Annotated in this window: 10 protein-coding genes; 3 read left to right on the forward strand and 7 right to left on the reverse strand. The window is 48.7% G+C overall.

The genetic code is table 11. The features are described from left to right. The first annotated feature begins 60 nt into the window (after nt 1-60). Nucleotides 61-552 (forward strand): DinB family protein, encoded by a 492-nt coding sequence (locus K7B07_RS05290; protein WP_223708043.1) that lies wholly within the window; start codon nt 61-63, stop codon nt 550-552. A 27-nt stretch (nt 553-579) separates the two neighbouring features. Here K7B07_RS05290 and K7B07_RS05295 read toward each other — a convergent pair whose 3' ends face one another. From K7B07_RS05295 to nhaA, 3 genes are all read right to left on the reverse strand, one after another. Beyond that, nucleotides 580-1,545, reverse strand: coding sequence for a helix-turn-helix transcriptional regulator (locus tag K7B07_RS05295; RefSeq protein ID WP_223708044.1), 966 nt, complete (start codon nt 1,543-1,545; stop codon nt 580-582). Between the two features lie 49 nt (nt 1,546-1,594). Then, nucleotides 1,595-2,473 (reverse strand): bestrophin family protein, encoded by an 879-nt coding sequence (locus K7B07_RS05300; protein ID WP_223708045.1) that lies wholly within the window; start codon nt 2,471-2,473, stop codon nt 1,595-1,597. 120 nt (nt 2,474-2,593) lie between these two features. Beyond that, nucleotides 2,594-3,787 carry a Na+/H+ antiporter NhaA gene (gene nhaA, locus K7B07_RS05305; RefSeq protein ID WP_223708046.1) on the reverse strand — a complete coding sequence of 398 codons (1,194 nt, stop codon included), beginning with the start codon at nt 3,785-3,787 and terminating at the stop codon, nt 2,594-2,596. Between the two features lie 231 nt (nt 3,788-4,018). Here nhaA and K7B07_RS05310 point away from each other — a divergent pair, with 231 nt between their 5' ends. Further along, nucleotides 4,019-4,912 carry a LysR family transcriptional regulator gene (locus K7B07_RS05310; RefSeq protein WP_223708047.1) on the forward strand — a complete coding sequence of 298 codons (894 nt, stop codon included), beginning with the start codon at nt 4,019-4,021 and terminating at the stop codon, nt 4,910-4,912. A gap of 26 nt (nt 4,913-4,938) precedes the next feature. Here K7B07_RS05310 and K7B07_RS05315 read toward each other — a convergent pair whose 3' ends face one another. Continuing rightward, nucleotides 4,939-6,177 carry an MFS transporter gene (locus K7B07_RS05315; protein ID WP_223708049.1) on the reverse strand — a complete coding sequence of 413 codons (1,239 nt, stop codon included), beginning with the start codon at nt 6,175-6,177 and terminating at the stop codon, nt 4,939-4,941. A 74-nt stretch (nt 6,178-6,251) separates the two neighbouring features. On the opposite strand from K7B07_RS05315, the gene K7B07_RS05320 reads away from it, so the two are divergent. After that, on the forward strand, nt 6,252-6,923 hold the full coding sequence (locus K7B07_RS05320; RefSeq protein ID WP_223708051.1) for a DUF1345 domain-containing protein: 672 nt from the start codon (nt 6,252-6,254) through the stop codon (nt 6,921-6,923). Nucleotides 6,924-6,936: 13 nt separating this feature from the next. Here K7B07_RS05320 and K7B07_RS05325 read toward each other — a convergent pair whose 3' ends face one another. The 3 genes from K7B07_RS05325 to K7B07_RS05335 all read right to left on the reverse strand — a co-directional run bounded on the left by K7B07_RS05325 (nt 6,937) and on the right by K7B07_RS05335 (nt 13,066). Further along, nucleotides 6,937-8,556 carry a beta-N-acetylhexosaminidase gene (locus tag K7B07_RS05325; RefSeq protein ID WP_223708052.1) on the reverse strand — a complete coding sequence of 540 codons (1,620 nt, stop codon included), beginning with the start codon at nt 8,554-8,556 and terminating at the stop codon, nt 6,937-6,939. Between the two features lie 879 nt (nt 8,557-9,435). After that, nucleotides 9,436-10,938: an alpha-L-fucosidase gene (locus tag K7B07_RS05330; protein WP_223708054.1), complete on the reverse strand. Its 1,503-nt coding sequence runs from the start codon at nt 10,936-10,938 to the stop codon at nt 9,436-9,438. A 37-nt stretch (nt 10,939-10,975) separates the two neighbouring features. After that, the gene (locus K7B07_RS05335) at nt 10,976-13,066 is read right to left on the reverse strand and encodes a glycoside hydrolase family 2 protein (RefSeq protein WP_223708056.1); all 2,091 of its coding nucleotides are present in this window, start codon (nt 13,064-13,066) and stop codon (nt 10,976-10,978) included. Nucleotides 13,067-13,372: the final 306 nt, after the last annotated feature.

A 13,372-nucleotide genomic window follows, 5' to 3' on the forward strand; every position in this document is an offset into this window, starting at 1 on the left:
CCTGCTGACAAAGGGCTGTCACTCCCTGGTTATAGTTTTGATTTATAAAACAAAAACATTATGACAACAGCAACAATCCAACAAGGTTCCGTTATCGGAAAAGAGCAACTTCTTGAGCACTGGCAGGGGCACCGCACGTTAACCCGCAGGGTTATTGATGCTTTTCCGGAGAAAGAACTGTTTGAGTTTTCCGTGGGAGGAATGCGTCCCTTCAGTCAGCTGGCCATTGAATTATTGTCCATCGGCGGACCGGCATTAAAAGCCATTGCCGGCCGGGAAGCCACTCCTTACACAGAAGAAGGTATTGCCCCGAAAACCAAACAGGAATTACTGGCCTTATGGGATGCGGAAACAGCGACCATCAACGAATATTTCGGGCAGATCCCGGAAGCGGATTTTTCAAAAACATTCAACCTGTTCGGACAATATGAATTTCCGATCTATCAGAACGTCCTGTATTTTGTAGACAACGAGATCCATCACCGGGGCCAGGGTTATGTTTATCTCAGGGCGCTGAATATTGAACCTCCGTTCTTCTGGGAACGTGGATAATGAACCAGGATAAGCACCTTAGGGTGCTTATTTCTTTTTCAGGTTTTCCAGTTGTTTTTCTACGATCGCATGAACGCTTTTCTTCAGGGTTTCGGGCTCAAGGATCCGCGCATAATCGCCAAAACTCAGGAACCAGCGGGCAAAATCACTTTCGGGGTAGCGGCTCATAAAGGTCATCTCAATACCTTCTTCCGTGATCTTTTCTTCCGTAAATCCATGATAATTCTTATTCCATTGCAGGTGACCGGCAACCTTGGGATGGACTACGATACGCACTTTTGTACGGGGAAAATCCTGGCGTTGCTTTAAAAACTCCTGAAGCTCCGGATGTTCTTTTATAAAAGGGGTTGTTGTTTTTTTGATCCCCTGGATCCGGTCGGTACGGAACCGCCTGTAATCCTTCCTGAGATGGCAGTACGCCATAAGATACCAGAATTCATTTTCATGAAACACACCTACCGGCTCTATGATGCGCCGCTCCGGCTGACTGGATTCCAGTTTTTTGTACATCACTTCTACCTGCACTTTTTGGGCAAGACTGTCGAACAATACCGATAAGGCTTCCGGTACTTTCTCATTAAAGATGCTCTGTCCCTGCCGTACCAGCACCTGTCCTTCAATGCTTGAGATCCAGTCTTTATCGGCCATACGCAGGACGGCCTTCATCTTGGTGATCGCGGAAGCAAAATGATCCCCCATCCGTTTGTCAATGAATTTCTGCATCAGCTTTTCGGCCGCCACAAAGCTGGAAGCCTCTTCGCGGGTAAACATTACCGGCGGCAACCGGTATCCTTCCACCAGTTCATAGCCGATACCTGCCTCGCTTGAGATCGGCACCCCTGCTGTCTGCAGGCTGCGGATATCCCGGTAGATCGTACGCAAACTTACATTAAAACGATCTGCCAGGTCCTGCGCCTTAACAATACGCTTTGATTGCAGCTGTATCAGTATCGCAACGATCCGGTCAAATTTATTGATAGTATCAAATGACATAATTATTCTTTATAAACCAAGGGCGGCGGCTCTTCAAACGGCCGGCATCCTATGCGTGCAGTACTTCCTGGATGTGTTTCTTCATATTGGTGGTGATCTGCTCCAGGGGCAGGTCATCCGGATCCGTTCCAAATGGATTCTCTATCGATTCTGCGATCAGTTCTAATGACGCCAGCACATAAAAAATAAAAGGTACCGCTGCGATTACAAAATAGCCCATCGAAAATACAAAACCGATCGGCAGCGTCATCACATATACTACAATAAATTTTTTGATAAAGGAGCTGTAGGAGTACGGAATCGGCGTATTCTTGATCCGTTCGCAAGCCCCGCCTACATCGGTAAGCGACTGTATTTCATTATTCAGTACGATCAGCTGATCTCCGGTGATCTTTTCCTCCCGGTACAACTCATTTACATACCGGAAGATCATCGAAGCCACCTGGTTGGGACCATGTTTTTTTTCAAAGTCCAGTTCCGGATGATCGGCCTGATCCAGCATAAAAGTGGTGTAGTCCGACCGTAAAAACCCGAACAGGGTCTGCGGGAATAACGGGATCGATTTCCGGAAAAAATGCCTGCTTTGCTTATCGTCTTTGGGAAGGAAGGCATCCAGTTTTATTGCCAGCGACCGGCATACATTGGTAAGTGTTCCCCATTGGCGCCGCGCTTCCCACCACCGATCGTATGCTGTATTGGTACGAAAAACCAGCAACAGCGAAAGTGCAAAACCAAGCAGGTTATGCACCATATTAATGTTCTTCAGCCAGCTTTTTTCAGATAGTTTCAGGTATTCCAGTTCCAGATAGGCAATGCCCCAGGAAAACAGACCGGTCAGTAACAGGTAAGGGAACAGTTTCCGGAAGGTATCCGATTTATGTATAAAGAAAACCGACTTGAACCATTCCTTCGAATTATAAACCATCATATATAAATGCTTAAAATAATCAACGGGTGTAAGGTGTTGTGCAAAATACACAGATCCCGGGAGAATCAGCACAGTTCCGGGCTTCTGTTTCCTGTCACATGCGTACGATGACTGCTGTCTTTAATCGGGATCTTCCCCTATAGGCTTTTGCCGGCTGTTCACCCCGACCAGCACCAGACAGCCCAGCAAGGCCGCCAGCACAGAAGCCACCAGAATGGCGAGCTTGGCTTCTGCAATCAACGCCGGATCTTCAAAGGAAAGCAGGCTTATGAAAATAGACATAGTAAACCCGATACCCGCCAGCAGACCCAATCCGGTCATGTGTAACCAGGTAGCCTGCCGCGGCAGCTTCCCGATGCGCAGCCGCACTCCCAGCCAGGTAGACAGGAGAATACCGGCACATTTTCCTGCGATCAGACCGACAATAATACCAAGCCCCAGCGGCTCCAGCAAGCCATTCAGCATGGATGATTCAAACCGGATATTGGTGTTGGCCAGTGCGAACAGCGGTATGATAAAAAAATTGACCGGCTTTGTAAGTGCATGCTCCAGTTTTTCCAGCGGTGATTGGGTAGCGTCCGGCGTTGTGGGCAGCGTCATGGCAACCAGAACCCCGGCAATGGTGGCATGAATACCGGAATGATGTACAAAATACCATACAAAAACACCCGGCACCAGGTAAAACCAAAGGCTTTTCAACCTGAGACGGTTAAATACGATCAGCAGCAAGAGCACCCCGCCTGCATATAGTAAATAATTAAGATGAAGCTCCGACGAATAAAACAATGCTATGACCAGGATCGCAATCAGATCATCAACAATCGCCAAAGCCGCCAGGAATATCTTCAGGCTGGCCGGCACTTTTTTCCCAAGCAGGATAACAGCCGTTAATGCAAAAGCAATATCGGTTGCCATCGGTATGCCCCATCCGGCAGCGGTGGCTGTTCCCTTATTAAACAATACAAAAATAAGCGCAGGCAGTATTGCTCCTCCAAAAGCTGCGATAACCGGAAGCAAGGCCTTTTGCGGAGAAGAAAGTTCGCCTTCCACCATCTCGCGTTTTATTTCTAAGCCAACCAGCAGAAAAAAAACAGCCATCAGCCCGTCGTTGATCCAGTGCAGTATCGAAAACCGCAGGCCCACAACATCATTTTCCCATCCGGCATATCGTTGCAACCATTGATCAAATGAAGCACCCACGGGAAGATTGGCGATCAGCAATGACAACAGCACACATATGATCAGGATCACGCCTCCGGTGGAATTGGAACTGACATATTTCTTAAATGTTTCTAAATTGATCCGTTTTAACATAGCCGGCACTTCTTATAACAATAAGGTGTAGTAATAATAAAGATGCTAAAATTACGAATTGATGATGAAACTGTAAAGTTCCCTCCGTTGGAGGCCGGCATCCGGGCCGGGAATGCACAAACAGAATGATTATTCTACCGCAAAACTTAAAGAGCTGTGTACAAAAAATAAACATAAGCGTCCGCCCTGCGGAACAGGCGGGTTTCCTATCTTTGACCAGAAGCTTTTATTATGTTTGATTTTCGCTTGCAGGTATTCCAGGCAGTTGCACGGCGCTTGAATTTTACACGTGCCGCAGAAGAATTATTTATCTCCCAACCGGCCGCTACCAAGCATGTACAGGAAATTGAGCAGTATTATAAAACAAAGCTATTTGAGCGGAACGGCTCAAAAATAACACTCACCGCTGCGGGTGAAGCATTGTTGCGGTATACCGAAGAACTCTTCAGTATTCACCGGAAAATGGAACTGGAACTGCATTCTTTTGCAGCGCAGCACAAAGGGCGGCTGCGGATCGGCGCCAGCTCCACGATTGCAGAATACCTGCTGCCGCCCGCACTGGCCGCTTTTAAAAACAGGTTCCGCGATATTTCCATTGTACTTTCGGGAGGAAATACAGAGCACATCGAACAATTGCTTCAAAAGAACGAGATCGATTTTGGCATGATCGAAGGACAGCCGAAGAACAGTCTTTTCAAATACACTCCCTTTACAAAAGATGAAATTGTGCTGGTGGCTTCGGGAAAAAACCCGGTTACCCGGAAGCAAAAAATAACCCTGAAAGAACTACAGGCATTGCCGATGGTACTGCGTGAACCCGGATCCGGTACGCTGGAAACCATCGTCAAGCATCTTAAGGCAAAAGGTATTAAACTGTCGCAGCTCAACCGGGAGATTCAACTTGAAAGTGCAGAGAGCATTAAGTCCTATATTGCCAACTCACAAGCCGTTTCTTTTCTTTCCATCCACACGGTACTGCGCGAATTAAATACCAATGAGCTCGCCATAGTGGATGTGCAGGGACTAGACATTGAGCGGCATTTCCAGTTCATCCAGCTACACAGCGGCGCAGCAGCAATCCCTGTTTTTTTTATGAACTTTATGAACCATTACAATTTTAAGTAACCGCTGCCGCATCAGCATTCCGCCCATCAGTGCCGGGTGGCCGTTCTTCCGGGCATCATACGTTTCACGCAATAATAGAGCGCCACTGCCACTACCAGGAGGATGATCCCTGTACCGGTCCAAAGTGTATCAAATCCGAAATCGCTCGCCACTCTTGTTCCCAGCAGCGGTGTTATGATGAAGGAAATAGAAACAGCCATGCCGTTCAGTCCCATGTAAGAGCCTTTATTACCTTTCCCCGACCGGAGGGCAGTAATTGCCGACATAAAAGGCAATACCAGGATCTCTGCCAGGCTTAAGACGGTAATGGACAGCACCAGGACGAACAGGTGATGACTCAGGGCAAGCATGGAATAGGACAACGCTGTTCCCATTGCACCGGCAAAAAGCGTAGCGGCAGGGGTCAGTTTCTTTTCAGCCATATTTACCAGCAACATTTCCATAACAACGATCACAAACCCGCTGTAGCCAAGTATATAGCCGATCGTTGTTTGCGGAAGTTTTGCCTCATCCCGGTAAAATAAGGGCAGTGTATTAAAGAACTGGAAAAAGCATATGGAGAAGATCCCGCAAAAAACCGAGTAGATAATAAAAGGCACATCGCGATAGGCCGAACCTTCCCTGGTAATGGCAGCATTCGCTGTCTCTTTTTGCTGCGTTCTTTTTGCAGGTCTGAACTGTGCCGACCGCCTGCTGAAAAAACGGGTATACACCACTCCCGCCACCAGTACCGCTACCGCATTCACTATAAAAAGGAAATTGTAGGATACTGCGGCCAGGATGCCGCCCAGCGCCGGGCCGATGGAGAATCCAAGGTTGATAGCCATCCGGTTCAGCGAAAAGGCCCGGGTGAGGTTTTCGGGTGTTGCGTATTTTGTGATCGCTACCGAGTTGGCCGGTCTGAACGATTCACTGATCACACTTTGAATAAAGATGCCGGCGGCCAGTCCGTGTACGGTTGTGAAAAACGGCAGCATTGCAAACATCGGGGCACTCAAAAACAAGCTCGATACCTGTACCTTAAATTCGCCGAAACGATCGGTAATAAAACCGCCCAGCCAGGAACCCACCACAGAGCCAACACCAAAAAAGCTGAGCACAATGCCTGATTCTTTGAGATCAAAATGAAGGTGATCGGTCATATATACACCGAGAAAAGGCAGTACCATAGAGCCGGAGCGGTTGATCAGCATGACTGCCGCCAGCATCCAGGCCTCTTTGGAAAGCCCTTTAAAGGAATTGATATATACCCGGAGAATGCCCATCTGTAATCGAAAAGGCGTCAAAGGTACCGCAAAAAGCACGAAATATCCAGTACATTTGTTACACAAGTTGCGTTATGAAAAGAGATGCCCCTTTCAAAGAGAAGGCCGTACACCGGTTCCGCTCGCTGCAGCGTGCTTTTATAGCGGTTGGGGCAGCTGCGGGGGCTTACTTTATTGTACGTCCGTTTGATCTTCCCGAGATCATGAACCTGTTGATCGCATGGCTGTGTTTTTGTCTTTGTTACCTGTTCCTGTGCTGGTATGTTATTTATACGATGCCGCAATCCTTCATTGTAAAGCGGGCGGATGAGGAGGATGGAAGCCGGGCCTATGTATTCCTGTTCATTCTTATTGCCTGTTTTGCCTGTCTGGCTGCAGTTTTAAGCATCATCATCAATGCCCGGCAGAATGAGATCAGCAAAGCATTGCTTGTACCTGTTTCTGTAGCGGGCATGATCCTGTCCTGGCTGCTGTTGCATACCATTTATACCTTTCACTATGCCCATCTTTATTACCAGGAAGGCAGTAAAGGAAGCGGTCTTGACTTTCCGGGAAATGAAAAACCCGACTACCTTGATTTTGCTTATTTCTCGCTGGTGATGGGCTGCACCTTCCAGGTATCGGATGTAGCCATTTCTTCCAGGAATATCCGGCATGTAGCGTTGTTCCACGGCGTGCTTTCTTTCGCCCTGAATACCTTTGTGGTGGCGCTCACCATCAACATCATCTCCGGACTGATCCATTAAACATGTGCGGGCATTAGTTTTCCTGCGCTTCAAGGTTGCGCCGGTCTTTCCGGAAATATACGGGCTCGGGGATTTCCAGTGGATTGAAGGGATTATAAAAATAAAGGTCCGCCTCGCGGTATAATGCCAGCTGCTTTTTTAAACGGGCAGTAAAATCTTCATAATTTTTATTGGTGTCGCTGGTCCAGGCGGCTTCCGCCAAAGCGGCGATCCGCGGAAACACCAGATAGTCCATACGGTTGGTATTGGGAACCGTTTCCGTCCATAAATTGGCCTGTAAGCCCAGTACCTGTTTTTCCTGCTTCTTTTCGATCAGCGGCGTTACCTGAAAAGAATATACATCTTTCAGCGCGGCATAGCCCTTTCCCCATCTGCGTCCCAGGCGGTGCAGGCTATCCTGTACGAAGTCGAAATAATACGGCAGCCGCGGACAGATCACGGTTTCGTATCCGCGCTCAAGCGCCATCCGCAGCTGCTCCGGCCTGTCGTGCCGCCACCAGAAAATAATGGTCTTCTCTTTAGGCAGGTTCACCTCTGCCATCTCGTCCCAGGCCGCCAAACGTGCGCCCATACTGTAAACCGAATCTGCCATGCGCTCCATAAAATAACGTTCAACTGCTTTCAGATCCTTTAAAGCATGTTGTGTCATCAGTCTTTTTATTCCTGCGTTCTGCAGCCATTTATCTGTACCAAAGCTCACTTCATCTCCTCCCAGGTGCACAATGCCCGAAGGAAACAATGTGTTGGCTTCACGCAGGATATTAGTGAGATAATTATAAGTACGTTCGTTACCGGGATCAAAGGTAAAATCCGGGTGCTGGGCACTTCCGCCGCCGCTGTATTCCGGATAGGCCCTGTTGGCAGCCGTTGCATGCCCCGGCATATCGATCTCCGGGATCACCGTGATGTTCCGCTGCGCGGCATAGTGTACAATGTCTGCAATATCCTGCTGGGTATAATAGGCTGCCGGCGCCGCCGGATTGGTATAGCTGCCGGCACCGCCTACCAGGGTCAGCCTGGGATACCGCTTTATTTCCAACCTCCAGGCCGGTTCATCGGTCAGGTGCCAGTGAAAACGGTTGAGTTTGTAAAACGCCATCCAGTCCAGCAGCTGCAGTACTTTTTCCTTTCCCATAAAATGCCGCGCCTCATCCAGCATAAATCCACGCCAGCCATACCGGGGGCCGTCTGTGATCTCCCATCCGTCAATAGTGATAGTTCCGTGCTCCTGCTTTTTATCGCGCACCAGCTGTAATAAGCTGGAGATGCCATTCACCACGCCTGCCGCTGAATTACCGAGGATCGTGATCTGTCCTTCTGTAATACGCAACCGGTATCCTTCATTTCCCTCCGATGCCTCTTTGCTAAATGCAAGATGAATGGTATTGGCTGTAGAGGTATTGCTGGTCAATGCAAGCGGCAGCAACTCCTTTACCAGCAATTCCTGCTGTAAATAAGCGGCAGCATCCTTTAACGATGGATGACCAGTATAAATCCGTGTGTATTTATTGAGTACAAATGCGTTGTTCCCAAGTACGGCCTTACGCGGAGCCGGAATAACAGGACAAGACTGCTGGGCATTGGTTACAAGCACTGCGATCACCGGCAGAAGAAGGGCATACCATTTTTTCATTACAGTTTTTTTATGCGGAAAGATACTATTTTTAGCGCATCCCGCTGCCGATGAACAGGCTGGACCGGAAGCGCGGATTTATGTTGTCATGCTGAACTCATTTGTTATTCCGGGTTACAAAGATGAGCGGCGCGCTGCCCTTAAGTCAATTGTTTTTAATGATACGCTACCCAAAAAAACACCGGCGTTCAGCGTATTTCATTCTAAAAAGGACGTACTTCTCCTGAAAACTGCAACGTAGCGTTGGTCTTTGAAGCAGATGATCGTAACAGACAACCAGGTGCAGCGCACCGGGAATAGCGTGATCCTGTAAGGCAGGTTACCGCCGCACTGCGGCTGGAAAGTCATCAGGCACCCGGGTTACAAAGATGAGCGGCGCGCTGCGCCTAAGTCAATTATTTTTAATGATCCCCTGCCAAAAAAAAACACCGGTGCTCAGCGTATTTCATTCTAAAAAGGACGTACTTCTCCTGAAAGCTGCAACGTTGCGTTGATCTTTGAAGCAGATGATCGTAACAGACAACCAGGTGCAGCGCACCGGGAATAGCGTGATCCTGTAAGGCAGGTTCCAGCCGCACTGCGGCTGGAAAGTCATCAGGCACCCGGGTTATAAAGATGAGCGGCGCGCTGTGCCTTGACCACTTGTTTTTAATGACCCTCTGCCCCGGAAAAAACACCGGATCAGTGTATTTCATTCTGAAAAGGTCGTGCCTCTTCTGAAAGTTGCAACGCAGCGTTGATCGTTGAAGTAAATGATCCTAACAGACAATTAAGGTGCAGCGTACCGGGAATAGCATGATCCTGTGCAGCAGGTTACCGCCGCACTGCGGTTATTTCCTGTTGAGCACAGATTCAAAAAAGCAAACAGGCAATTTGCGTCTACATCTTTGCATCCATCAGCCGGTCGGCTTTTTTTGCAGGAGCGCCTAACCCGATCCGGATCACAAACGCACGTTCTGTCTGAAAAGATGCCGGCAACACAATATCATAATACGTATTCTTATCAAGATCCAGTCCGATATCTGCATGTTTCACTTCAAGTCCGCTGCCATTCTGTAACAGGGTCGCCGATACCGGTACCTGCTTTGATGACCGGGGTATCGCGATACGGGCAATATTGTTTACCGGCCGGTTAAAAACCGTAAGATAGAGTACACTGTCTTTTTCTGTAAAGTATCCGTAACCAGAGGCCGGCAGGTCTGAATGCCTGCTCTCATAAACGGCGGGCGCATTTTGTTTCACCCATTCCCCCATTTCCGAAGCGATCCGGTCTTCTTCGGGCCGCATGTTCCCGTTACCATCCGGACCGAAATTTAAAACAAAGTTGCCATTCATCGAGCGGCAACGCATCAGCATTTCCAGCAGATCATCCGTGGTTTTGGTATAGATCCCGCTCCAGTCTTTCATATAGCCCCAGCCGTTGGGCGGTATCGTCATAACACAGTCCCAGTCGTTGCCGTCCAGCCAGTCGAAACTCCCGGGCATCTTGCGTTCCCAGCCCTGTTCATAGTCGCCCAGTAAGCGCCCGTTGCTGTCGAAATGCCTTGCGCCGAACTCGTCGTTCCGGAATCTCGAACCAATGATCAGCCCCGGATGTTTTTCGCGCAGTTCTTTTTCCAGTTTATAGGTGAAATCATATGCACTTTTCCAGGAGGCATCCCATGTTCCGTCGAACCACAGGCCTTTTATCTGCGGGTAATTGGTCACCAGTTCCAGTAACTGGTTCCGGGTATATTGCAAAAACCGGTCAAAGCGTTTATGTTCTTCCGGTGTCTGCGGTGCTTTCGACAGATAGTCGGGGTTGTTCCATTCCAGCACGGAAAAATACAGGAACACATCGATCCCCGCAGCAGTGTAAGCATCCACCACCTGTTTCACCACATCCTTTTTATACGGTGTTTTAGAAATGTTGTAGTCGGAGTACCGGGTTGGCCACAATGCGAATCCATCGTGGTGTTTTGTAGTGAAGATCATGTAACGGGCGCCCATCGCTTTTGCCTGCTGTGCCCATTTTACCGCATCAAACTGCCGGGGATTGAACTGCCGGTAAAGATTGTCATATGTTTTTTTCCAGTCCTTCGGAGCCGTAGGACCACCCCAGGAGCGGATCCATTCAGAAGCAGCAGCCCCGCCTCTCGCGCTTACACCGTTCCATTCATTACCGGGAATGGCGTATAACCCCCAGTGGATGAACTGTCCCAGACCATAATTGCGGAAAGCCGACATCTGTGCATCGGTACGATGCGCCGGTGTGATGGGGCCGTATTTTATATCTTTTAATGTTTGTGGCTTTTTTTTGGCACCTGTCCATTGCGCCGGACTGTTAACCGCCAGCATTGCAAACAACAGCCCAAACCCTAATCTGATTGTAATTCCTTTCATTTTTCGTATTCATTTAAAAAATAATAATGCAGCAACCTCAGCGCAGGATCCATTGCATCTCATCTGTCAGTGTTTTCCCCTGTGATACCGCTGTTGCCCTGATCTTATTAACGCCCCGCTTCAGCAACACCGGGTCAAAGATCCAGTGTTTATCATTAACGCCCTGCCTTCCTGTGGCTTCTTTTCCATTTACAAAAAGCCGTACATTTTTTAAATTGGAAAATGCCTGTACGGTTGTCGTGCCGTCTGTCCGGATGCTGTCGCGCCGGTTGGCCAGGTACAGCATGGGTTCCGGGTTCCAGTTGGCCTTATACCAGTAGAAGGCATCCTTCTTCCGTTTCCGGTCAAAGCTTACAAGGCCCTTTAAATTCCTTGCGTTCACGCCCCCCCTGTTCCACATGGGAACAGCGAACTCAAAGGTATTCCATAAATAGGAAGCGAGGATATAGGGGTGTTTTTCGATGATCGCCCACTGGCGGATATGCGTTTCTGTCTGGTAATTTTCCGGGAAGAACCTGCCGCTCACCGGGTTGATGGCTGAAGGATCCGGCAGGTTTTCAGCAGACTGATCCATATTACCGTCGGCACCGTATTCAGACAACATTACTTTATAACCCTGATAGGTTGTTTCCAGTTTCGAGGCCCATTTTTCCAGGTCGCCGATCTTTCCTTCATACCAGCCGTAATAGCGGTTCATCCCCTGCACATCCGCTGCAAGGTTAGCCGGGCGGTCCATTTCACCATACCCCGAAACAGCCACTGTATAACGGTCCGGATCTTCGGTTTTTGCAATATCATTCAGCACCCGCGTGAGTACAGGCACATGCTCATCCGGTGTTTTTGAATACACTTCATTGTGCAGGCCCCACATAAAAATGGAAGGATGGTTCCTGTTCTGCCGGATGAGCTCGGTAAGCTGCTGCTTTGCATTCTCATCCTCTTCAAAGGAAGTGGCATTTACAAAAGGAATTTCCGCCCAGATCAGCAATCCCATCCGGTCGGCCAGCGCATACATATCTTCCGCCTGCTGGTAATGTGCCAGCCGGATCGTGGTAGCGCCCATTTCCCGGATGATGTGCATATCCTCCAGATGCTGATCGTGCGACAAGGCATTTCCGTACTGCCAGCGGTCCTGGTGCCGTGTTACACCATACATCGGGTATTTTTTCCCGTTGAGGAACATACCTTCGCCGGCCTTTAATTCAAAATGCCGGATACCCAGCGGTTGTGTTACCGCGTCCACTACTTTGCCCTGTTGCAACAGCGTTGTGGTAAGCGTGTACAGGTATGGATCCCGTACGCCCTGCCAGAGATGCGGCCGGGACATTGTTAAGGATTGTGCCGTATAAGTAGTGCCTTGCGGACTTATCATCAGGTTTTTTTTCACAGCTCCGACGGGCTTACCTGAGGCATCTTTTATTATTGTCTGAATTGTGACCGGTTGCGCGGTCTTTTCTTTGTTTTCCAGTTTTACGTTCACATCAATATCCGCCCCGGCGGCTGAAACATTTTTTTGGGTGATATAGATGCCCGGGGAAGCATAGTCCGTTACGGTAATATTCACCGGTCCGGTAATGATCATCGCCACCGGCCGGTAGATCCCGCCGTAGATGGGGAAAAGAAAATGGTTTACCGGGAGTACATCCCTGCGGGCATCGTTATTCGTTTTTACGAGGATCATATTGTCCTGTCCATACGCTATAACATGCGTGATCTCAAACGAAAATGCCGCATAGCTTCCTTTATGGGTGGTAAGGTACTTTCCGTTCACATACACGGTTGCCACGGATCCAGCTCCTTCAAAACGCAGGAAAATCCGCTTCCCTTTCTGTTCTGCATCTACCCAAAATTTCTTTTTATAGAACCCATCTCCGGTATAAAAGTTTTTATCCAGCTGCATATCCGTCCGGTTATAGGTATGTGGTACGGTTACCGGTTCCCACTCTTCGTGCAGGTAAGAAGTATCTTTCCCAAAATTGCCCGGGCCTTTTTTAAACTCCCAGTTATCGTTAAACGGGATCGTCTGACGGCCGCCCCCCTGTTGCGCCAAAAGCCCGTTCATCAGACCGGCGCAGAAAAGAAGCCCTAATAAAAAGTGTTTTCCAAAACTCTGAACTGTGTGCATCATCTTTAACTGTAGCGATTTATTATGTACTATTATATCCCGATCACCGAAGGTATTTTAAATTTTCCTGCCCCGCCGGTGGTCCGTTCATCTTCACCAAGAATTAACAGGCACACCCTGACCCTGCTGTTATTGCATGTGCCGGCCGGATCCTCTGTATATAAAGTTCATTAAGTGTTTATTTGTCATTAGAAAAGTCACACCATAGAAATGGCGCGACGAGAGATTGATTGTTTGTAGAAAATCGTCCGAAGCATTCCGGCTGAACCGGTGCAGGCTGCGTTACACAAAGCCATTTGCTTTTAAAAA

It is taken from the genome of Niabella beijingensis, from assembly GCF_020034665.1.
Taxonomy (GTDB): domain Bacteria; phylum Bacteroidota; class Bacteroidia; order Chitinophagales; family Chitinophagaceae; genus Niabella; species Niabella beijingensis.